The sequence below is a fragment of the Pseudomonas sp. GM30 genome, assembly GCF_000282275.2.
GTDB lineage: Bacteria > Pseudomonadota > Gammaproteobacteria > Pseudomonadales > Pseudomonadaceae > Aquipseudomonas.
In genome coordinates, this window is record NZ_AKJP02000011.1 from 1 (window position 1) to 20,957 (window position 20,957).

The 20,957-nt window shown below is 61.9% G+C and carries 18 protein-coding genes and 1 pseudogene; 5 read left to right on the forward strand and 14 right to left on the reverse strand.

The window, feature by feature from the left end; genetic code table 11:
- Positions 1-293: 293 nt before the first annotated feature.
- From PMI25_RS29855 to PMI25_RS07705, 4 genes and pseudogenes are all read right to left on the reverse strand, one after another.
- Positions 294-1,175, reverse strand: coding sequence for a methyl-accepting chemotaxis protein (locus tag PMI25_RS29855; RefSeq protein WP_431061454.1), 882 nt, complete (start codon positions 1,173-1,175; stop codon positions 294-296).
- A 27-nt stretch (positions 1,176-1,202) separates the two neighbouring features.
- A pseudogene (locus PMI25_RS29860) lies at positions 1,203-2,261 on the reverse strand (methyl-accepting chemotaxis protein); the annotation flags it as partial.
- A gap of 108 nt (positions 2,262-2,369) precedes the next feature.
- Positions 2,370-3,722 carry an aminotransferase-like domain-containing protein gene (locus PMI25_RS07700; RefSeq protein ID WP_007968917.1) on the reverse strand — a complete coding sequence of 451 codons (1,353 nt, stop codon included), beginning with the start codon at positions 3,720-3,722 and terminating at the stop codon, positions 2,370-2,372.
- 191 nt (positions 3,723-3,913) lie between these two features.
- Positions 3,914-4,675: an SDR family oxidoreductase gene (locus PMI25_RS07705; protein ID WP_003227117.1), complete on the reverse strand. Its 762-nt coding sequence runs from the start codon at positions 4,673-4,675 to the stop codon at positions 3,914-3,916.
- Positions 4,676-4,914: 239 nt separating this feature from the next.
- Between PMI25_RS07705 and PMI25_RS07710 the strand changes: the two genes are divergently transcribed.
- Complete coding sequence (locus tag PMI25_RS07710; protein WP_007968915.1) at positions 4,915-5,919, forward strand: NADP-dependent oxidoreductase; 1,005 nt, start codon at positions 4,915-4,917, stop codon at positions 5,917-5,919.
- Positions 5,920-6,043: 124 nt separating this feature from the next.
- Here the strand turns inward: PMI25_RS07710 and pyrF are convergent, their stop codons facing one another.
- Positions 6,044-6,742: an orotidine-5'-phosphate decarboxylase gene (gene pyrF, locus PMI25_RS07715; RefSeq protein WP_007968913.1), complete on the reverse strand. Its 699-nt coding sequence runs from the start codon at positions 6,740-6,742 to the stop codon at positions 6,044-6,046.
- Between the two features lie 295 nt (positions 6,743-7,037).
- On the opposite strand from pyrF, the gene PMI25_RS07720 reads away from it, so the two are divergent.
- The 3 genes from PMI25_RS07720 (at position 7,038) to xopAW (ending at position 9,918) form a co-directional block, all read left to right on the forward strand.
- Complete coding sequence (locus tag PMI25_RS07720; protein WP_041073744.1) at positions 7,038-7,787, forward strand: response regulator; 750 nt, start codon at positions 7,038-7,040, stop codon at positions 7,785-7,787.
- On the forward strand, positions 7,787-8,836 hold the full coding sequence (locus PMI25_RS07725) for a sensor histidine kinase (protein WP_007968910.1): 1,050 nt from the start codon (positions 7,787-7,789) through the stop codon (positions 8,834-8,836). The genes PMI25_RS07720 and PMI25_RS07725 overlap by 1 nt, the downstream gene beginning before the upstream one ends.
- Positions 8,837-9,066: 230 nt before the next feature.
- On the forward strand, positions 9,067-9,918 hold the full coding sequence (gene xopAW, locus PMI25_RS07730) for an EF-hand domain-containing protein (protein WP_007968909.1): 852 nt from the start codon (positions 9,067-9,069) through the stop codon (positions 9,916-9,918).
- 645 nt (positions 9,919-10,563) lie between these two features.
- On the opposite strand, the gene PMI25_RS07735 is transcribed toward xopAW, so the two are convergent.
- The 9 genes from PMI25_RS07735 to PMI25_RS07775 form a co-directional block, all read right to left on the reverse strand.
- Positions 10,564-11,604, reverse strand: a complete 1,041-nt coding sequence (locus PMI25_RS07735) for an AI-2E family transporter (protein WP_007968940.1) — start codon at positions 11,602-11,604, stop codon at positions 10,564-10,566.
- Between the two features lie 69 nt (positions 11,605-11,673).
- Positions 11,674-12,480: a DUF4892 domain-containing protein gene (locus PMI25_RS07740; RefSeq protein ID WP_007968942.1), complete on the reverse strand. Its 807-nt coding sequence runs from the start codon at positions 12,478-12,480 to the stop codon at positions 11,674-11,676.
- 115 nt (positions 12,481-12,595) lie between these two features.
- Positions 12,596-13,450: an alpha/beta hydrolase gene (locus PMI25_RS07745; protein ID WP_007968944.1), complete on the reverse strand. Its 855-nt coding sequence runs from the start codon at positions 13,448-13,450 to the stop codon at positions 12,596-12,598.
- Complete coding sequence (locus PMI25_RS07750) at positions 13,447-14,253, reverse strand: alpha/beta fold hydrolase (RefSeq protein WP_007968946.1); 807 nt, start codon at positions 14,251-14,253, stop codon at positions 13,447-13,449. Before PMI25_RS07750 ends, PMI25_RS07745 begins: the two co-directional genes overlap by 4 nt.
- Before the next feature lie 211 nt (positions 14,254-14,464).
- Positions 14,465-14,908: a hotdog fold thioesterase gene (locus PMI25_RS07755; protein WP_007968948.1), complete on the reverse strand. Its 444-nt coding sequence runs from the start codon at positions 14,906-14,908 to the stop codon at positions 14,465-14,467.
- Positions 14,909-14,939: 31 nt separating this feature from the next.
- Positions 14,940-16,595 carry an AMP-binding protein gene (locus tag PMI25_RS07760; protein WP_007968949.1) on the reverse strand — a complete coding sequence of 552 codons (1,656 nt, stop codon included), beginning with the start codon at positions 16,593-16,595 and terminating at the stop codon, positions 14,940-14,942.
- 201 nt (positions 16,596-16,796) lie between these two features.
- Entirely contained in the window at positions 16,797-17,249 is a 453-nt protein-coding gene (sixA, locus tag PMI25_RS07765) for a phosphohistidine phosphatase SixA (protein ID WP_007968951.1), read from the reverse strand.
- Positions 17,246-17,593: a DUF4389 domain-containing protein gene (locus PMI25_RS07770; RefSeq protein WP_007968953.1), complete on the reverse strand. Its 348-nt coding sequence runs from the start codon at positions 17,591-17,593 to the stop codon at positions 17,246-17,248. The genes sixA and PMI25_RS07770 overlap by 4 nt, the downstream gene beginning before the upstream one ends.
- An 18-nt stretch (positions 17,594-17,611) precedes the next feature.
- Entirely contained in the window at positions 17,612-18,637 is a 1,026-nt protein-coding gene (locus PMI25_RS07775) for an NAD(P)H-dependent glycerol-3-phosphate dehydrogenase (RefSeq protein ID WP_007968955.1), read from the reverse strand.
- A 196-nt stretch (positions 18,638-18,833) separates the two neighbouring features.
- On the opposite strand from PMI25_RS07775, the gene PMI25_RS07780 reads away from it, so the two are divergent.
- The gene (locus PMI25_RS07780) at positions 18,834-20,957 is read left to right on the forward strand and encodes a TonB-dependent receptor plug domain-containing protein (protein WP_007968956.1); all 2,124 of its coding nucleotides are present in this window, start codon (positions 18,834-18,836) and stop codon (positions 20,955-20,957) included.

Below are 20,957 nucleotides of genomic sequence, written 5' to 3' on the forward strand. Positions count from 1 at the left end.
GGAGGGGTTTATCCGGGGGTGGGAGCGCAGCGACCGTTTGGCGCAGCCAAACACATCGAGAGGAGGTGCAGCGAAGCAAACCGGAGGCGATGCGCCCGGATGAATCCCGCAACGAAGGAACCCGAGCCTAAGCGAGGGCCGAACGCCGGGGCCCAGACCTTTGCTTCCTTTGGGGCGTTTGCCAAAGGGAGTCGCCGTAAGGGCGAAACCGCCAGCCGCAACACCCGAAGCAACGGATATACACCCAAAACCCCAAGAACCTGGTCGGCCCAGAGGCCGCCAAGTCAAAAGCGTCAAAGCCGAAAATGCCCAACCATCCCCTTGAGCTCCCCCCCCAACCGCGCCAGCTCAACACTCGAAACCGCATTCCCCCGCATCGCCATCGAAGACTGATCCGCACTCGCACGAATACTCGTCACACTGCGATTGATCTCCTCAGCCACCGAACTCTGCTCCTCGGCCGCCGCCGCAATCTGCTGATTCATCTGCTGAATCAACGAAACCGCCGCCGCAATACTGCCCAGCGCACTTTCGGTCTGCAGCGCATCACTGACCGCCAGCTTCACCAATTCACCACTGCTCTGAATCTGCTGCACCGACGAATGCGCCGCCGAACGCAACGCACTGACCAGCCGCTCGATCTCCTCGGTCGATTGCTGCGTACGCCGCGCCAACGCACGAACCTCATCGGCCACCACCGCAAAGCCCCTGCCCTGTTCCCCGGCCCGCGCCGCCTCGATCGCGGCGTTGAGCGCCAGCAGATTGGTCTGTTCGGCAACGCTCTTGATCACATCCAGCACCGTACCGATGTTCTGGATCTGCGCACTGAGACTTTCGATGCTCGAACTGGCCGACGTCGCCGAGTCCGCCAGTTGCTCGATCCGCACCATGCTCTGGCGCACCACCTGCTGCCCGCTCTCGACCTTGGCATCCGCCGTTTGCGCGGCCAGCGCGGCCTCCTCGGCATTGCGCGCCACATCATGCACGGTGGCGGTCATCTGGTTCATGGCCGTGGCCACTTGCTCGGTCTCTTCCTTCTGGCTGTTGACCTCAAGGTTGGTCTGCTCGGTGACCGCCGACAGCGACTGCGCGGAACTGGCCAACTGCTCGATGCCCGCCTGCAAACCGCTGACGATCGTGCTCAGCCCGGTGCCCATCTGCTGCATCGCCAGCATCAGTTGCCCGATCTCATCACGCCGGGTGACCTCCACCCTCGCACTCAAATCCCCGGCCGCAATCTGCTGTGCCACCCGCATCACGCTGCGCAACGGCGCGACAATCAAGCGGGTGATAACCCACGCGGCAATCAGCCCGACCAGCAATGCCAGCGCCGAAGAACCGATGATCAACGCGGAGTTCTTCTTCAGTTCCGCCTGCATCGCGCCGTCCTCGGCGCCATACGCCTGATCCACGCGCGCCATCACCTGCGCCGCACGCTGGTGCAACTGTTCGTAGACGGTTTTTTCCTGGGCCAGCAGGCCGGTGTACTCGGCGAGTTTGTCGTTGAAACCGGCGATGTGCCCGGACACTTCATTGAGTACCGTCAGGTAACCCTCATCCTTGACGGTGGTCTTCAACTGCTCGGCCTGAGCCTGCGCCTGGGCGGCCTGCTCGATGTTGCCCTTGCCGGCACTCTCGGCATCGCCCTTGCGGCTCTGGTCGAGACGAATCCGCGCCTCGTTCATCGCCTGCAGCATCAGCCGCGACACTTGACTGACCTGACTGGCCTGCTCGATGAATTGCGCGCCGTCCTTGCCTTCGGTGTCCTTCAAGGTATACGCGCCATCATCGGCCAGACCGGCCTGCAGCACGTCCAGGTTATTGGCCACGCTGGACACCGACCAACTGGCCATTTCCAGCGCCAGATCCTTGGCCTGGGTCAGCGAGACAAACTCATCGAAAGCCTTGCGATAAGCGCCCAGTGCCTGCTCGACATCCCCCATCACCGCCACGTTGGCCGGTGAATGCGCCTTGAGTTGCGCGGCCTGAGCCAGCAAAGCGTCTACGCCTTCGTGCAAGGCATCGACGGTTTTCGGGTTGCTGTGCAGCGCATAATCCTGCTCCAACAGCCGCACCTTGAGCAGTGCACTGTTGAGCGCCGACATCTGCTTCAGCCCATCGAAACGCTGACTGATGGTCTGCAGGGACCAGACACCAATGGCAGCCACCAGCGCAGTCAACAGCAGCACCAGCACGAACCCGATACCCAGTTTCTTCGCCATACCGAGGTTGGCAAAACGTCCTTGCACGGCGGAAATCATTGCGCGAAGCCCCCTGCCAAAGTCTGTTGCCGAAGATTCGCAACGGCCATGGAGCAGCACAAGTCTCTGGCGTCGGAATAATGGCAAAAAGCTACGCACGCGTCGTTTTCAGAACGCTTGAGGTCGATTCACACCGGTATTGCGAAAAAACTGCCGGGCCCTGGGATCACAGGCATAGGCCACGTTGATCCGCTGCCACTCACTGGGTTCGCCACTCGGACTGAAGGCCCCCGAGTCGCAAAGGTTGACACCATTGCACTGCGCCTGACTGTGCAAGCGGCCAGTATCGCCCAGAGGGGCACGGGCCCAGATGAACAGGCCGCCACACGGCTTACCGAAAACCTCCCAGTCGGCGTCTTCCAGCGCCTGCAACGCGGCGACCCGATCGGTATTCAACCGTTGACGCTGGCGCTGGACCATTTTGCGATAGGCGCCATTGGCCAGAAGACTAGTCAGCACCGCCTCATTGAAACTCGAAGCGCCCATGCTACTGATCATCTTGATCCGCCCCAGCCGCGCAATCAGCGCCGGCTCGGCGTAGACAAACCCGACGCGCAGCGAGCTGCTCAGTGTCTTGGAAAAGCTGCCGACATAGATCACTCGCTCATCGAGTGCCGCCAGGCGTGTGCCATTGCCATTGTGCAGGTCGGCGTAGACATCGTCCTCGATCACTCGCACATCGTGAGCGTTGCACAACCGCAGGATCTGTTGGGCAACGCCAAGGGTCAGGCAAGAGCCGGTGGGATTGTGGTGGTGACTGTTGATGAACATCGCAACCGGCCGGAACTGCCGCAGCAGCGCTTCCAGCGCCTGAGGATCAGGCCCGCTCGGCGTGCGGCGCACTTCCAGCAACTGCACGCCGTACAGGCGCAACAGCTCGAACAACGGCGCATAGCCCGGGGTTTCGACGACAACGCAGTCACCGGCCTTCAACAATGTGCGCGCGAGCAGATCAAGCGCCTGGCTCGCACCGGAGGTCGTCAGCACCTGCTCATCCAGAGCCTCGACGCCGATCAGCCTGAGGCGTTTGACGATCTGCTCGCGTAGCGCCGGCAGCCCCAGCGGGCTGCTGTAATTGAACAGACTCGCCATGTCGGTACGGGCCACCTGACGGATCGCATAACTCAGGTCGTCGGATTCACGCCAGCTCTGCGGCAAGCCTCCCTCGCCGAGTTTCAACCCGCTGTGTGCCTGCCCGCAGTCAATCCCGATCACCCCGCCGCCCTGCGCGGCCACCATAAACCCGGCGCCCTGACGCGGGGCCAGAACGCCTTGCGCCACCAGCCGTTCGCAGGCCTCGGCCACACACGACTGACTCAGCAGATTGGAGCGCGCAATCTGCCTGACGGAGGGCAAACGCGTGCTCGGCGCCACACCGCTTCGCGAGATCCACTCAGTCATGCCATCAACAATCTGCTGTACGACCGGCACCATTGCCTGTCGGTCAATTCTCAATTCCATGAGCACGCAAACTCCTGTCCATTTTGCTGGCGGCAGTAAATCACAGCCGCGTCGTTCAGGCTGTGCGACAACGCCGTCAAAAGCAGCCGTTCTAACCGTTTGATACACATTGTTTAGCGGTTTAACGGAACTGGCACCCAGCAACAGGAAAACCCGCACTGAGGCGGGTTCCAGAGTCTTGCCACTCGGCGTCAGAAAGCCGTGACGCCGCCATCCACGGCCAGGGAATGACCGGTGGTAAACGCCGCACCATCGCTGCACAGATACAGCACGGCGCTGGCGATTTCCTCGACCTTGCCGATGCGCCCCACTGGGTGCATCGCGTTGGCGAATTCGCCTTTCTTCGGATCGGCCTCGTAGGCGCGGCGGAACATGTCGGTGTCGATCACCGCCGGACACACCGCGTTGACGCGGATTTTCTTCTTCGCATATTCGATCGCCGCCGATTTGGTCAGGCCGATTACCGCGTGTTTCGACGCCGCATAAATGCTCATCTTCGGCGCCGCGCCAAGCCCCGCCACCGACGCGGTGTTGACGATCGCCCCGCCGCCCTGAGCGAGCAACAGCGGCAACTGATATTTCATGCACAACCACACGCCTTTGACATTGACGCCCATGATCGCGTCGAACTCGTCCATCGAGCCGTCAGCCAGCTTGCCTTGCTCGATTTCGATCCCGGCATTGTTGAAGGCGTAGTCCAGGCGCCCGTAAGTATTGATCACCTCGTCCATCAGATTCTTCACTTCGCTTTCGACGGTAACGTTGCAGCGTACGAAGGTCGCTTCGCCACCGGCTGTACGAATCAGCGCCACCGTGCCTTCGCCCCCTGCCGCGTCCAGGTCGGCCACCACCACTTTCAAACCTTCGGCGGCGAACGCCTGGGCGGTCGCCCGGCCGATACCGTTGGCCGCTCCGGTGACTACGACCACTTGGCCGGAAAACGTCATGCTCATTGTTATGTCCTCGAAGGGAGAGATGCAGGAGGGATTTGCAGACTCGCAGCATAGTCACCGGGGCCCGTCCCGAGTCAGCACTATCAGAAGGCTGTTTATGCCTTCATCCGTCGCAGTGATAAAAGCCTGTGGGCCACTATCACTGCACTGGATCATTGCGCATTCGCCACATCAGCCGACCTTGCAGCATTGGCCTCTAGGGTCTATCAACAAGGCTTCATTCAGTTCGAGTGCCTGCCATGACCAGCCAGACCAATCGCCAGTTCCTCCTCGCCAAACGCCCGGTGGGGGCTGCGACCCGTGAGACCTTCACCTACCAGGAAGTCCCGGTCGGCGAACCGGGCGCTGGTCAGATACTGGTGAAAAACCAATACCTGTCCCTCGACCCGGCCATGCGCGGCTGGATGAACGAGGGCAAGTCCTACATTCCGCCGGTAGAAATCGGTGAAGTCATGCGCGCCTTGGGCGTGGGCCAGGTCATCGCTTCGAACAACCCGGGCTTTGCCGTCGGCGACTACGTCAACGGCGCCCTCGGCGTGCAGGATTATTTCCTCGGTGAGCCCAGAGGTTTCTACAAGGTCGATCCGAAACTGGCACCGTTGCCGGTGTATTTGTCCGCCCTGGGCATGACCGGCATGACCGCTTACTTCGCGCTGCTCGACGTCGGCGCACCGAAGGCCGGCGACACCGTGGTGCTGTCGGGAGCAGCCGGCGCGGTGGGCAGCATTGCCGGGCAGATCGCCAAGATCAAAGGCTGCCGGGTCGTCGGCATCGCCGGTGGTGCCGACAAGTGCAAATACCTGATTGATGAGCTGGGCTTCGACGGCGCCATCGACTACAAGCATGAGGACGTGCTGGCTGGACTCAAGCGCGAGTGCCCGAAAGGCGTCGACGTGTACTTCGATAACGTCGGCGGCGAGATTCTCGACGCTGTGCTCAGCCGTCTGGCACCGAAAGCCCGGGTGGTGATCTGCGGCGCCATCAGCCAGTACAACAACAAGGAAGCGGTCAAAGGCCCGGCCAACTACCTGTCGCTGCTGGTCAACCGTGCGCGCATGGAAGGTTTTGTGGTGATGGACTATGCCGCGCAATACGCCAGTGCCGCGCAGGAAATGGCCGGCTGGATGGCCAAGGGGCAGCTCAAGAGCAAGGAAGACATCGTCGAAGGTCTGCAGACCTTTCCGGAAACGCTGATGAAATTGTTCAGCGGGGAGAACTTCGGCAAGTTGGTGCTGAAGGTTTAAATCCACCATATAACAAATGTGGGAGCGAGCTTGCTCGCGAATGCGGTGGATCAGCCAACATCTTGGGTGACTGAAACTCCCTCTTCGCGAGCAAGCTCGCTCCCACAGGTTTTATGGTGTTTTCTTACGCGATTTCGGCCACGACCGAAGCCAGTGCCTTGGCCGGATCCGCCGCCTGGCTGATCGGGCGGCCGATCACCAGGTAATCGGAACCGGCATCCAGCGCCTGACGCGGCGTCAGGATACGGCGCTGATCATCTTGCGCACTGCCTGCCGGACGAATCCCCGGGGTCACCAGTTGCAGCGACGGGTGCGCCGACTTCAGCGCAGTGGCTTCCAGTGCCGAGCACACCAGACCGTCCATCCCGGCCTTCTCGGCCAGCGCAGCCAGGCGCAGGACCTGCTCCTGCGGCTCGATGTCAAGACCGATACCGGCCAGATCCTCGCGCTCCATGCTGGTCAGCACGGTCACACCGATCAGCAACGGCTGCGGGCCGCTGCGCTTGGAAAGCTCTTCACGGCAGGCGGCCATCATGCGCAGACCACCGGAGCAATGCACGTTGACCATCCACACGCCCATCTCGGCGGCGGCTTTCACCGCCATCGCGGTAGTGTTGGGAATGTCATGGAATTTCAGGTCGAGGAACACCTCGAAGCCCTTGTCACGCAGGGTGCCGACGATTTCCGCGGCGCAACTGGTGAACAGTTCCTTGCCCACTTTGACCCGGCACAGTTTCGGGTCCAACTGGTCGGCCAGCTTCAGTGCGGCGTCACGGGTGGGGAAATCCAGGGCGACGATGATAGGAGTCTGGCAGGCGGACATGGATGGGCTCTCAGGCAAGTCGAAATCGGCGCGCATTGTAGCGGAAGCGGCGCCAGCGCGGCACCCGATGATCGGTAAATCGTCGCCGCAAACGTGATCAGCATAGCGCTCGGTGCAATTGTGTCGAAGCCGATACACAACCGACACGCCGCCAACAAGCGCCCGCGCTAGCCTCGCCAGCCGCAACACGTCCTTACATCAGCACTTCCCGCCTCACGGCAGGACGCCTATGCTGAAACCACCACCTCGCAGCCCATCTTTGTGGTTGGCGGCCTACTGGCAGATGAACAGCCCCATGCACAACACCCAGACCACCGTGACTGATGAGCAGAAAGACGACAAGCGCTGGAGCATCCGTGCGCTGATCGTCGATGACGATGTGCCGATTCGCGAGCTGATGATCGACTACCTCGCGCGCTTCAACATCCACGCCAGCGGCGTCACCGACGGCGCAGCCATGCGTCAGGCGATGCAGGCCGAGCATTTCGACGTGGTGGTGCTCGACCTGATGCTGCCCGGCGAAGACGGCCTGTCGCTGTGCCGCTGGCTGCGCGCCGAATCGGACATCCCGATTCTGATGCTCACCGCCCGCTGCGAACCCACCGACCGCATCATTGGTCTGGAACTGGGTGCCGATGACTACATGGCCAAACCGTTCGAACCCCGGGAGCTGGTGGCGCGGATCCAGACCATCCTGCGCCGCGTGCGCGATGACCGCACCGAACAGCGCGCCAACATTCGCTTCGACAACTGGCGCCTGAACAGTGTGCTGCGCCAATTGATTGCCGACGATGGCCTGGTGGTGCCGCTGTCCAACGCCGAATTCCGCCTGCTCTGGGTCTTCATCGAACGCCCGCGCCGGGTACTCAGCCGCGAACAACTGCTGGATGCCGCCCGTGGCCGTTCGATCGAGGCGTTCGACCGCAGCATCGATTTGCTGGTGTCGCGCCTGCGGCAAAAACTCGGCGACGACCCGAAAGCCCCGCAGTTGATCAAAACCGTGCGCGGTGAAGGTTATTTGTTCGACGCGCGAGACATCGGCTGATGCGAGCGCGCTTCGACACGCTGTTCGGCCGCCTGTTTGGCATGCTGTTCGTGGCGATCGTCCTGGCGCACCTGCTGGCCTTTGCCTGGTTTCACCACTACGGCCCGCCCCCACCGCCACCCCCGCCGGAGTTTACCGAGGGCGTCGACGGCCAGCGGCCGCCGCCGGATCCGCGTTTCGCCCATCGCCCGCCGCGTCCGTGGTTCGGCGGGCCGCTGGTACCGCTGACCTTCCAGTTCATCTCGCTGATGATTGCTGCGTGGTACGGCGCCAAACTGCTCAGCCGGCCGATCCAGCGCCTGAGCGACGCCGCCGAACGCCTCAGCGAAAACCTCGACAGCCCACCGCTGGACGAGTCCGGCCCGCGCGAGGCACGACAAGCGGCGCACACCTTCAACCTGATGCAACAACGCATTCGCGAACAGGTGCAGCAACGGGCACGCATGCTCGGCGCCGTCTCCCACGACCTGCGCACCCCACTGTCGCGGTTGAAGCTGCGCCTGGAACAGATCGCCGACGAAAAACTGCAAGGTCAAATGCGCCAGGACCTTAACGACATGATTGGCATGCTCGATGCCACCCTCACCTACTTGCACGAACAGCGCACCAGCGAAGCCCTGCAGTTGATGGATGTGCAGGCGCTGGTCGAATCGTTGTGCGAGAACGCTCAGGATCAAGGCGCAGACGTTGAAGTCAGCGGCCATTGCGCGCCGCTGCAGGTACAACCGATGGCGCTGCGCTCGTGCATCAACAACCTGATGGACAACGCCCTGCGCTACGCCGGACAGGCGCGCATCGAACTGCAGGATCAACGCGAGCAACTGCTGATCCGCGTGATCGACCACGGCCCGGGCATTGCCGAAGACAAACGCGAAGCGGTGTTCGAACCGTTCTTTCGCCTGGAAGGTTCACGCAACCGCAACTCCGGCGGCGTCGGCCTGGGCATGACCATCGCCCGCGAAGCCGCGCAGCGTCTGGGCGGGCAATTGAACCTGGAAGAAACCCCCAGTGGCGGCCTGACCGCCATCATCCGCCTGCCGCGCACCTGAGAAACATCAAAGCCATTTGCAGGAGCTGTCGAGTGCAACGAGGCTGCGATCATTTGATTCTGCTGGGTGATGGATAGGGCAACGGCAAAAGATCGCAGCCTTCGGCAGCTCCAGGGGATCGGGGCATCTGTGTACCACCCGGTACAAAGCCAAGATACCCAGGACAACTTGCCCCGTGAGTCTGCACAAGCCGGTACACCCACCGGTTTTACAGTCCAAGGAGTGAGCCCATGATCAGTAGCGTCAGCAACTACACGAGCTATACCAGCACCAGCAGCACCTCCACCCAGAACGCCCGCAGCCAGCAACTGCAAAAGCAATTGTTCGCCAAACTCGACAGCAACGGCGACGGCGCGGTGGACCAGGACGAACTGAGCAGTGCCCTGTCGCAGAAGTCCGACGACGGCCTGCTGGTCAACCTGAGCAAACAATTCGGCGACCTGGACAGCGATGCCAGCGGCGGCCTCAGCGCCGAAGAAATGAGCGCCATGGCGCCCCCACCGCCACTGCAGGATCAAGCGCCCAACACCGACCTCGCCGACGCCCTGATCAGCGCCCTCGACACCGATGGCGACGGCGTCATCAGCAGCGACGAACTAAGCAACGGCCTGACCAGCGCCGGCAGCAGCGCCGACAGCAACCAGATCTTCTCGGCCTTGGACAAGAACAAGGACGGCACCGTCAGCCAGGACGAACTCACCGCCAGCCTGACCCCGCCTCCACCTCCGCCGCCTCAGGTTTCCAGTGATGAACTGTTCAGCCAACTGGATGCCGATGGTGATGGCAGCATCAGCGCGACCGAACTGAGCAGCGCACTACAGAGCAGTGACAACACCTCAACGAACAGCACTGACACCAGCGCCGCGCTGCTCAAGGTACTCGACAGCGACAGCAGTGGCGGCGTGAGCAGCGATGAACTGAAAGCGGCGTTGCAGGGGGGTCGGGAACGCCCGCCCGAAGATCAGACCACCATTGCCCAGACCACCAGCGAAGCGCTGAACCGCATGATTGCCAACTTGAGCAAGCAGTATTCGCTGGACAATGCTGCGCCGGTGGGCAAGTACCTGAATGTGGCGACTTGAGTTGATGGGGTGATAAGTGATCGTTTCCATGCAGTGGTGTGGGAACGGTCATTTGGGTGTGGCCGTGAGAGGCTGGTTGCCTGATATGCCTCTTCGCGAGCAAGCTCACTCCTACAATTGGATCGAGTACAGGCAGTTAGAGATTAGTTGGCTTTAAGGCCGCCATCGCTGGCAAGCCAGCTCCCACAACGATTGAAGGCCGTCAGTTGGAAATTGGTCGGCTATAAGGCCGCCATCGCCAGCAGGCTGGCTCCCACAATTTTGAACTGTATGCACCGTACGCGGCGAAGCCGCCCCACTCAATGGCCGAGTGTCAGCTCGCCGAAAGCTCTTGATCTTGCCGTGCCGGCCCCGTCGGCAGGCTGAGTGGAGGGGTTTATCCGGGGGTGGGAGCGCAGCGACCGTTCGACGAAGTCGAACACATCGAGAGGAGGTGCAGCGAAGCAAACCGTAGGCGCTGCGCCCGGATCAATCCCGGAGCGAAGGGACCCCGAGCCCCAGCGAGCGGGCCGAACGTAGGAGCAAGCGTTTTGGGTTACTTTTTAGGCGTTTGTAAAAAGTGACTCGCCGTAAGGGCGAAACCGCCAGCCGCAACACCCAAAAAAACGGATATGCCCACCATCCCAAAAAAGCCTGTCGCAGCGCCTAAACCCGAGCCTGACTCTTACTCCAATCCGTCAACAAACTATAAGCCACCGCCAACAACGTAGGCCCGATAAACAACCCGATAAACCCAAACGCAATCAACCCGCCAAACACCCCAAGCAACACAATCACCAACGGCAGATTCCCCCCGCGGCTGATCAGATAAGGCTTCAACACGTTATCCACGCCGCTGATGATGAACGTCCCCCAGATCCCGAGAAACACCGCCATCCCATACTCACCTTTCCAGGCCAGCCAGGCCGTGGCCGGAATCCACACCAACGGTGGTCCCATCGGAATCAGGCTCAACAGAAAGGTCACGATCCCCAGCACCAACGCCCCCGGGACCCCGGCAATCAGGAAGCCGATCAACGCCAGAACCGCCTGCGCCGCCGCCGTACCGATCACCCCGTTGACCACTCGCTGCACGGTGCCGGCCACCAGTTCGATGTAATATCCGGCACGCTCACCGATCAGCCGCTCCAGCAGACTGTGTACAAACGCCGCCAGCCGCGGCCCGTCGCGATAGAAAAAGAACACGAAGACAATGCTCAGGGTCAGCTCGAGAATCCCGCCGCCAATCTGCGCACTGCGCGCCAGCAGCCAGTTGCCGACCTGCCCCAGGTACGGCTTGATCGACACCATCAGCGCGGCGCCCTGCTGATCGATGCTGTTCCAGAGCCCGACCAACCGCTCGCCCACTAACGGCACGCTGCCGAGCCAGACCGGCGCCTCCGGCAGACCATCGACCTGCACATCCTTGATAAACGCCGTGGCATCGCGCACGTGATCGGCAAGGTTGAACCCCAGCCACACCAGCGGCGCCGCCACCAGCAACATCCAGCCCAGGGTCAAAATAGCTGCCGCAAGGGACTCGCGACCATGGAGCCAGCGGGTCAGCAGCCGCATCAGCGGCCAACTGGCAAACGCCAGCACCGCGCCCCAGAACAGCGCCGACCAGAACGGCGCCATCACCCAAAAACTGGCACCGAACAGCACCAGCAGGAGGATTTGCACCAACAGCCGATCGTTATTGAGCATGTAGAGTCTCGAAGAAGTCAGTCGATCAAAGAGTAGGCGAACACGCCACGCGTGCGCGCCCGGTGCAGCTTAGCGCAACAGATCGATGCGTAGTCCAGAGCCGTCGGCGCTCCCCGCCTCCATCCGCGCCGCCCGCACCCCCTGATCGATCAGTGCCTGCCGCCAGGCCTCAGCCTTGGGTCCGGCAATCGTCACGCGCTGGGTGGTGTCGAGGTTCAAGCCACGGGAAATCAGCCGCAGCCAAGTGTCATCCGGATCCCCGGTCAGCTTGGGAAAGTCCAGTTCACCGGTGCTTTTGAGCTGTCGCAACAGCGTGGCCGAGGTCGGCAACAGCTCGCCCAGCGACGCGCCCGCCTCAAACTGTTCGACATGCAGGTAGGCTTTGCGATTGCCGCGGGTGATGCTGTAGAGCGCCACCAGGGTGTTGTCCTTCGGTGCGGCCAGACGCAACAGCAGATAGGCCTGTTGCTCGTCGGCACCGTACAGCTTGGAGTTGCCAAACACTTCATTGGCCCACAGGCTGCTTTCGCCACAATCGCGGGCCTGGCACCAGAACAGCAACTCGGCGTCCTGCTTTTGCAGGGCTTCACGAGCGGCGGTGAAGGCTTCGGTGGCGGAATGTTCCGGGGGCAACTCGTAGGTGACCGAAGTGGTCTGGCCGCGCGCCGTGACTTGGCCGTCAAAGCGCAACTGGCCGCTGATCTTGCGGATTGAACCCAGCGGATAGATCCGCTCAAGCTCCACAGGAGGGCGATAGTCGACGATCTGTGCATCGGCCAGACGCGGCACGATCTGCAGATCCTGGCTGCCGGGCACGTCGGCGGCGAACGAAACGGAACTGAAACAGCACAGCGCCAACAGACTGAGTGACCGCATAGTCAGGCTCATCGGATCGGCATGGCTTGGCGGGTCGGGGGCGCAGCGGTATAGAAATCCATCGTGTTTGTCTCCCATTTCAACCCGCCCAGCCTCGACAGTTGCCCGGTGCAAGTCAAGGAGTGGCGAAGAAGCGATTGAAACAGTCTGCGACAAGGTCGGCACCGGACTCATCGTTCAGGTGCAAATGATGCCCGCCCGCCAGCTGTTCCTGGCTAAAGGGTAGACGCTCCAGCAACTCCGGATGTTTGGCCAGCATGCCGTCGGCGGCGACCACCAGTTGCGCCGGGCAGGTGACGCGCTGGACGAAAGCCATCGCCTGCTCTTGAGTCAGGCGCAGCGGTGACGGCAGGGTCAGGCGATTGTCGGTGCGCCAGGTATATCCACCGGGCACCGGCATCAAACCGCGTTGCGCCAGCAGTTCCGCGGCTTCGCGACTGACCGCCACCAGCCCCTTCATCCGCGCTTCGATGGCACGATCAAGGGTGTTGTAGACCGGCTTGCGCTTCTCGCGCAGATCCAGTTGCGCTTGCAGGGCCATGCCCATGCGCTCGGCGGCATTTTCGCCTTTGTCCGTAGGAGGAATCACCCCGTCGATCAACGCCAGGTGGCTGATGCGCTCCGGCAACGAACCGGCCAGCACCAGCGAAACGATCGCGCCCATCGAATGCCCGAGCAGACCGAAGCGTTTCCAGCCCAGTTGCTCGGCGACCTGCAACACATCATGGGCGTAGTCCCACAGCGCATAACCGGCGCCGTTGGGCCGATGCCCGGAATGCCCATGCCCGGCCATGTCCAGCGCGATAATGCGCAAGCCTTTGAGCTTGGGCGCCAGGCGCGCAAAGCTGTTGGCGTTGTCGAGCCAGCCATGCAGGGCGATCACCGGCAGACCGTCCTCCGGGCCGAACAAATGCGCGGCCAGTTCGATATGCGGCAGGCTCAGGCGCACTTCTTCGAAGATCGGGCTCATGCGCAGTCCTTCTGTTGGCGGCGCTCCCAGCGCGTAAACAGCTCTTTGAGCAGGCGCGCCGTGTCTTGCGGACGTTCGAGCGGGAACATGTGCCCGCCAGGCATGCTCAGCGCTTCACCCTGCGGCAGGCGCCCGACGAATCGGCTGTGATGACGCATGACCACCCGGCTCTTGTGGCCACGCACCACGGCCAGCGGCACCTGCAATTGGCGTGTGCGCCCCGGACTGGTGTGTGGCACGCCGCGGTAGATACTGATTTCGGTGGCCGGGTCGAAGCGCAGACGCAACTTGCCGCCGACTGTATGCAATCCGTGTTGCAGATAGGCATCGAAGCATTCCGGATCGAAACCGCGGAACAGGGTCTTGCCGGCAAAATAGCTGCGCGCCGTGTCGAGATCGGCGAACTCTTCGCGCCGCCCCAACGTACGTCCGGCCGGGGTCAGTTTGTCGATGAAGCCGAAGCGCTTCGCCGCGCGGATCACCCACTGGTCAGTGCGAGTCAGCACCGGCGAATCGAGCATCACCACGCCGCGATACAGCTCAGGGCAACGCAACGCCGCGTGCAGGTGCAACACGCCACCAAACGAATGGCCGACGCCCCACACCGGTTGATCCTGCTGCTGCAGATGGTGGATCAGTTCGTCGACCAGGTTGTACCAGTTGTCGTCCGCCGGGAAACGCGGGTCATGGGCATGCTGATCCAGATGCGCAACCCGGTACTCGGGCGCCAGCGCCGCGAACAACTTGCCATAGGTGCCCGAGGGAAAGCCGTTGGCGTGGGCGAAAAAGATCGGTTGCGACATGCAGGCTTATCCATGAACGGGAAACGTGATGTTGATTGTCCGTAAGACCAGGAGCCGCAGCAATGACCATAACTGCCAGAAAGGGTGGTGGAGATGTCGTGAAAAGCAAAAGATCGTCCGATCGCGGCCCGAACCTGCGCCAGCTCCTGCACTGAAATACGATCCCATGTAGGAGCTGGCGCAGCCTGCGATCTTTTGATCTTATAGATCATCACCGCAGCGGCGGCTGCTCACCCAATGGCACCACCGCCATGGTCAAACGCGACACACAACTGGCCTTGCCCTCGTCGCTGGTCAGGCGGATATCCCAGACGTGCGTGGTGCGACCGATGTGAATCGGTTTGGCCACCGCGGTCACCCGCCCGCTGCGCAAGCCGCGCAAATGGTTGGCGTTGATTTCCAGCCCCACGCAATAGAACTTGCTCGCGTCGATGCACAGATAACTGGCCATCGAACCGACGGTTTCCGCCAGCACCACCGAGGCGCCGCCGTGCAGCAGACCGTAAGGCTGATGGGTGCGGTGGTCGATGACCATGCTCGCCGTCAGCGATTCCTCGTCGAAGGACTCGAAACGGATATCCAGCACTTCGCCGATGGTGTTTTTCTGGATTGCGTTCAACTGCTCGATGTTTGGAGTGGTGCGCCACAAGGTCATCGCAGGCTTCCTTTGTTGTTTTGATCGTCAGTCAATCCTGCCACAGCACCGCCTCGCTGCGCGCGCTCCATTCTTCGAACCGTGCACCATAGGTGTCTTCGATGACATTACGCTTGATCTTCAAGGTCGGCGTGAGAAAGCCGTTTTCCACCGCCCAACTGTCCTTGACCACCACCAGCCGCCGCAGCCGTTCATGCTTGTCGAGCACGGCGTTGACCTCTTCCAGCAGTTTTTCCAGGCTCGAATGCAGACTGGCCCGCCCCTCGTCCTGATTGACCGTCGACAGCACGCACAACCCCAGCGGCGCACTCAAACCATCGCCGACCACACACACCTGTTCGATCCGCGAGTGCACCGCCAGACGGTTTTCAATCGGCGCCGGGGCGACGTATTTGCCTTTGCTCGTTTTGAAGATTTCCTTGAGTCGCCCGGTCAGGCGCAAGCGCCCCTCGGCATCCTGTTCGCCCTTGTCGCCGGTACGCAGAAAACCGTCCTCAGTGAGGGTTTCGGCGGTTTTCTGCGGTTCCTTGAAATAGCCGAGCATGTTCGCCTGACTGCGCACCAGCACCTCGCCGGACTCATCGATGTGCACCTCGACCTCCGGGCACGGTCTGCCGATCCAGCCCTGTTTGTACTGGCCCGGCAGACAAATGTGCGAGTAACCACAACTCTCGGTCATGCCATAGACCTCCAGTACATCGAGGCCGAGCTTCTGATACCAGTCGAGCAGGGTCTGTGGCACCGGCGCCGCGCCGGACAGGGCAACGCGCAAGGCATCAAGGCCCAGTCCGGCCAGTACCTTGTGCCCGACCCGTTTGCCAATGAATGGCAGACCGAGCAGGAAATCCAGGCGCTTGGCGGGGATCTTGCCGTACACGCCCATCTGGAATTTGGTCCAGATCCGCGGCACGCCGAACATCGCGGTCGGCCGTGCCCGTTGCAGGTCGGTGATGAAGGTGTCGAGGCTTTCGGCAAAAAACACAGTTTGCCCGGTGTAGATCGACGCCAGCTCAACGAACATGCGTTCAGCGACATGGCACAGCGGCAGGTACGACAGCAGCCGGTCGTTCTCGTTGAGCCCAAATAACTGCGTCCCGCGAGTGGTGGCAAACCCCAGATTGGCAAAGCTGTGCATCACGCCTTTGGGCGACCCGGTGGTGCCGGAGGTGTAGATGATGGTTGCCAGTTGTTCGCCTGCCGGGCGCGGATCGTCCCGGATCGGCGAGCTTTTCTGCAAGTCGTCCCAGCTGAAATCAAACTCGCCGGGCGGATGCAGCGGCAGGCTGATGGTGGGCATGTCCGCCGGTATCCCGGCGGACATGCCCGGCCAGTCATCGAGTTTGCCGATGAACGCCAGCACACTTTCCGAATGCGTCAGCACTTGATTGACCGAGTCTGCCGTGAGGTTGGGATACAGCGGCACCGACACATGCCCGGCCATCCAGATCGCCAGATCGGCAATGATCCAGTGCGCGCAGTTTTTCGAGATCAGCGCGATGTGGCTGCCATGCGGCAATTCCCGGGCGCGCAGCCAATGCGCGGCGCAACGGGCCTGATGACCGACATCGGCCCAGGTCAGGGTCTCGACCTGCCCGCCGCCGACGGGTTGCACGAGAAAGCGTTGGCGCGGGTGCCGGGCCTCACGTTCGTAGAACACGTCCAGCGGCAAACGGAATGCGGCAGACATGCGACTCGCTCCTGTTTTTTTGGTCTGGAGCAAGCGTAGTCAACCAAGCAAGTGCTTGGTTGGAAAATTCAAACAAATAATTTCGGCCGTACGAAGAACCTGTAGGAGTGAGCCTGCTCGCGATAGCGGTGTATCAGTCAACCTTCGTTTCGGCTGACAGGGCCTCATCGCGAGCAGGCTCACTCCTACAAGGGAAGGGTGTTACGGGTGCTTGAGGCTGTTGAGGGTCATCGAGCCAATCAGCAATTCAGGGCTTTCCAGCTCGGCAAGGCCAGCGGTACTGACCTTCTCCGGCGGATACCCGGCACCATGCTGCAGATAACTCAACAGATTGCCCACCAACGGGTTATGGCTGACCAGCAGCACATTGCTCACCGACACCAGTTGATCGGTGACCTTGTCCGGATCGGTTTCAGGGGTCAGCCACTCGACGGTACGAATCTCCGGCTCGAACCCCAGCGCCTCGCGGACAATCTGTGCGGTCTGTTGCGCACGCAGATAAGGGCTGGCGTAGATCGCCGTCAGTGGCTGGCCGATCAATTGCGCGGCGCTGCTCAACGCTTCTTTGCGACCGTGTTCGGTCAACGCCCGCTCGGAGTCAGGGCACGAGCCGTAAGGCACCGCCTCGCCGTGACGCAACACCCAGAGTTTCATAGCTTGGGTTCCTCATCGCGGGCCGGATGCGGCGCTGGCGGCACGGCGTGCGGCGCTTCGCCTTCCGGGGCACGCGGGGTTGGCCAGTCGGCAAACGGCCAGGGTTTCTGGTCGCTGTGAAAGCTGCCGAAGCGGCCGATCTGCGCGAGGAACTGGCTCAGGCTGTCGCCGAAATTCATCAGGCTGGCGCTCGGCGCGCCGTAAATCAAACGATAGATCAGTTGCACCAGCACCACGGCGCCGAGGATGAACTGCGCCACTTGCCAGACCAGCACGTAGACGATCATCCACAGCACCCGCAGGAGAATGGATTCGTACTTGGCTTCGGTTTTCGGATCGTTCATGGCTCGCTTCCTGTTGAATCAGTTGAAACCGCTGGTGGAAATAAAGTCGACGTCGGTTTTCGGTTCGGCACGCATCAGTAGACCGATCACCTGCTCCAGCGTGCGTCCTTCAAACAGAATCGCATGCAGCCCGGCGACCAGCGGCATGTACACGCCAACCTCCTGGGACTTGGCCTTGAGCACCTTCAGGGTGTTGACCCCTTCGGCCACTTCGCCCAGGCGCGACACCGCTTCATCGAGGCTCAGGCCCTGACCCAAGGCAAACCCGACCTGATAGTTGCGGCTCTTCGGCGATGAACACGTCACGATCAAATCACCGACCCCGGCCAGACCGAGGAAGGTCATCGGGTTGGCGCCCTGATTCACCGCAAAACGGGTCATCTCGGCCAGGGCGCGAGTGATCAGCATGCTCTTGGTGTTCTCGCCCATCTCCAGCGCCACCGCCATGCCGGCGATGATCGCGTAAACGTTTTTCAGCGCCCCGCCCAGCTCGACACCAAAGCGGTCGGCACTGGCGTAAACGCGGAAGGTGCGACCATGCAGCGCAGCCTGCACTTGTTTGCACAACTCTTCGTCTTCACTGGCGACCACCGTGGCGGTCAGCGCGTGCTCGGCGATCTCCCGCGCCAGGTTCGGCCCGGACAGCACGCCGATGCGCGCCTGCGGGGCGATCTCTTCGAGGATCTGGCTCATCAGTTTGAAGGTGTGGGCTTCGATGCCCTTGGTCAGGCTGACCAGCATCTTGCCGCTCAGGCGCTCGGCGTGGGCAGCCAGCACCGTGCGCAGCGCGCTCGACGGCAGCGCGACGAAGCACAGCTCGCAGGCATCGAGGGTGGCCTGCAGGTCAGTGACAGCAGTCACTCCCGGCAGAATCTTGATGCCTTTGAGGTAACGCGGGTTCTCGCGGTTGACCCGGATAGCCTCGGCCTGCTCGGGGTCACGCATCCACTGCCGGACTTGATGGCCGTTCTCGGCCAATAGATTGGCCACGGCGGTACCAAAACTTCCGCCTCCCAGGACCGCAATCGGGCGCTGTTCAGTCATATGCAATCCGTTAATCCATACCAGTGGCGATGCCGGCATTATACGGGGCGACCGGAGCGCGGCCAGCCCCCGCGTCAATTACCGACACTTGTAGGAAGAAGACCAATAAAGCCGAGGAAAATGCCAGCATCGTGACTGGAAAAGTCACTGTCCTCGGTTAACATGCGCGCCAAATCTCTGTGATCAAGGCTGTGTCGTGTCTCTTGGCTCTCCCCCTTCGCGTTCGTCGTTGCTGCTGGCGCTGTTGTTCAGCCCGGTGTTGCAGGCGGACGACCTGTTTGTCGACAGTGACGCGCTGCCGCAGGTGCTGACGGCCACGCGCCTGAAGCAGACGCCGGCGGAAGTGCCGGGGAGCATGACCGTTCTCGACAGTGAGCTGATCAACGCCAGCGGTGCACGAGACATCAGCGAGCTGCTGCGCCTGGTGCCGGGGATGATGGTCGGCAACATCAGCGGCAATCAGGCGGCGGTCAATTACCACGGGACCAATGCCAGTGAAGCGCGGCGCATGCAGGTGCTGATCGATGGCCGCTCGGTGTACCGCGCAGGCCTGGCCACGGTGGACTGGAGTGATATTCCGGTGGCCATGGAAGACATCGAGCGCATCGAGGTTTTCCGTGGGCCGAACACCGTCAGCTACGGCGCCAACGCACTGATGGCGGTGGTCAACATCATCACCCGCAACCCGGCAGACAGCCACGGCACGCGCCTGAAGTACACCCGTGGCCAGCGCGGCATCAACGACTTCTATGCCAGCCAGGGCACCGGCTGGAACGGCGGTGATCTGCGCCTGTCGCTGTCCGGCCAGGAGGACGACGGCTTCGACAGCGACCGCACCGGCGCCGATTACCGCGACAGCCGTCGCTTGAACCGCTTTAGTCTCGCCGTCAGCCAGACCCTGAGCGACAACCAGAGCCTCGACTGGCAGGTCAACGCCAAGGACGGCAGCAACCAGCGGCCCTACACCTACCGTCCGGTGTTCTCGGGGATTACCGCTGCCGGGAACAATTCTGACGTGGTCGCCAAGGATTACGCCGGCTCGGTGCGCTGGAATCTCGACATCAACCCCGAACACAGCCTTTATATACAAGGCTCGGCCCAGCATTGGGATCGCCAGCAGGTGTGGCGCGCCTGCGATGCCGAAGTGTCGTTCAGCCCGCAACTGACCCAGCTGTGGCAACTCAACCCGAACTACACCGAACGCCTGGCGCGCAACATCAACCGCTTCACCGGCCCCGGTCCGGAAGCCGGAACGCCGCAGGAAATGGCCCTGGCCAATCAGGTGCTGGATCAATGGCGCAACGGTGCCAGCCAGACCCTGTGCGGCGACATCGATCAAAGCGCCCGCGAGTCGCGCTACGACCTCGAATTGCAGGACACCCTCAGTCTGTCCGACAGCCTGCGGCTGGTCAGCGGCATGAACTATCGTTACGACCGGGCCGACTCCGAGACCTACTTCAACGGCACGCTGGACGACACCACCTGGCGCGCGTTCGGCCAACTGGAGTGGCGCGCCAGTGAACATTGGCTGTTGCAGGGCGGCGCGATGTTCGAAAACACTCAACTGATCGGCAGCTCGCTGACGCCAAGATTCGCCGTCAACTATCTGATCAACCCGCGCCATGGCCTGCGCGCCGTGTACTCGGAGGCGATCCGTTCGCCGGACATGTTCGAGAACAACGTCAACTGGAGCTATCAGGTGAGCAACCTGCGCCCCTCGGCCTACGGTCAGTCTTCGGCGCGCTACTTCGTCAAGACCCGTGGCCCGGGTGATCTCGATCAGGAACACATGCGCTCGCGCGAACTGGGCTACAACGGCTATTTCGCCGAGCTGGGGCTGGCTGTGGACGTGAAGCTGTTCTACGACGAAATCACCGGGATGATCAGCGAGCCGCTGCGCAACAACCAGTACATCGCCAGCAACGCCAACAGCTCGCGTTTTCGCGGCACAGAAACCCAGCTCGACTGGCGCCTGAGCATGATCGATCGCCTGCGCCTGACCTATGCCTACGTCGATGCCGAGGCGAGCAATCCGCTGGATCAGCAATTCACCTCGCGCAACAGCGGTTCTGCCGGCTGGCTGCGCGATTGGGGCCACGGCTGGAACAGCGCCCTGTTCTATTACGGCGACAACGCGCTCAACGGCTACCGCTTCGAACGGGTCGACACGCGCATCGCCAAACGCATCCCGCTGGGCAAGGCGCAACTGCAATTGGCCGGCGTGCTGCAACAGCGGCTCGACAACCAGCCGACGACTTTCGTCGACAACAATTACGACGAACGCCGGGTGCTGTACTTCAGCGCCGAGCTGGAGTTCTAG

What these genes read in the sequence shown, in the direction of transcription:
- PMI25_RS07705 (WP_003227117.1), bottom strand. Translation starts at nt 4,675, where the DNA reads ATGAGCATGACGTTTTCCGGCCAAGTGGTCGTAGTCACCGGAGCGGCC.
- PMI25_RS07720 (WP_041073744.1), top strand. Translation starts at nt 7,038, where the DNA reads ATGCACAACACCCAGACCACCGTGACTGATGAGCAGAAAGACGACAAG.
- PMI25_RS07740 (WP_007968942.1), bottom strand. Translation starts at nt 12,480, where the DNA reads ATGCGGTCACTCAGTCTGTTGGCGCTGTGCTGTTTCAGTTCCGTTTCG.
- sixA (WP_007968951.1), bottom strand. Translation starts at nt 17,249, where the DNA reads ATGAAACTCTGGGTGTTGCGTCACGGCGAGGCGGTGCCTTACGGCTCG.
- PMI25_RS07710 (WP_007968915.1), top strand. Translation starts at nt 4,915, where the DNA reads ATGACCAGCCAGACCAATCGCCAGTTCCTCCTCGCCAAACGCCCGGTG.
- pyrF (WP_007968913.1), bottom strand. Translation starts at nt 6,742, where the DNA reads ATGTCCGCCTGCCAGACTCCTATCATCGTCGCCCTGGATTTCCCCACC.
- PMI25_RS07750 (WP_007968946.1), bottom strand. Translation starts at nt 14,253, where the DNA reads ATGTCGCAACCGATCTTTTTCGCCCACGCCAACGGCTTTCCCTCGGGC.
- PMI25_RS29855 (WP_431061454.1), bottom strand. Translation starts at nt 1,175, where the DNA reads ATGCTGGCGATGCAGCAGATGGGCACCGGGCTGAGCACGATCGTCAGC.
- PMI25_RS07745 (WP_007968944.1), bottom strand. Translation starts at nt 13,450, where the DNA reads ATGAGCCCGATCTTCGAAGAAGTGCGCCTGAGCCTGCCGCATATCGAA.
- PMI25_RS07725 (WP_007968910.1), top strand. Translation starts at nt 7,787, where the DNA reads ATGCGAGCGCGCTTCGACACGCTGTTCGGCCGCCTGTTTGGCATGCTG.
- PMI25_RS07735 (WP_007968940.1), bottom strand. Translation starts at nt 11,604, where the DNA reads ATGCTCAATAACGATCGGCTGTTGGTGCAAATCCTCCTGCTGGTGCTG.
- PMI25_RS07760 (WP_007968949.1), bottom strand. Translation starts at nt 16,595, where the DNA reads ATGTCTGCCGCATTCCGTTTGCCGCTGGACGTGTTCTACGAACGTGAG.
- PMI25_RS07775 (WP_007968955.1), bottom strand. Translation starts at nt 18,637, where the DNA reads ATGACTGAACAGCGCCCGATTGCGGTCCTGGGAGGCGGAAGTTTTGGT.
- xopAW (WP_007968909.1), top strand. Translation starts at nt 9,067, where the DNA reads ATGATCAGTAGCGTCAGCAACTACACGAGCTATACCAGCACCAGCAGC.
- PMI25_RS07755 (WP_007968948.1), bottom strand. Translation starts at nt 14,908, where the DNA reads ATGACCTTGTGGCGCACCACTCCAAACATCGAGCAGTTGAACGCAATC.
- PMI25_RS07770 (WP_007968953.1), bottom strand. Translation starts at nt 17,593, where the DNA reads ATGAACGATCCGAAAACCGAAGCCAAGTACGAATCCATTCTCCTGCGG.
- PMI25_RS07700 (WP_007968917.1), bottom strand. Translation starts at nt 3,722, where the DNA reads ATGGAATTGAGAATTGACCGACAGGCAATGGTGCCGGTCGTACAGCAG.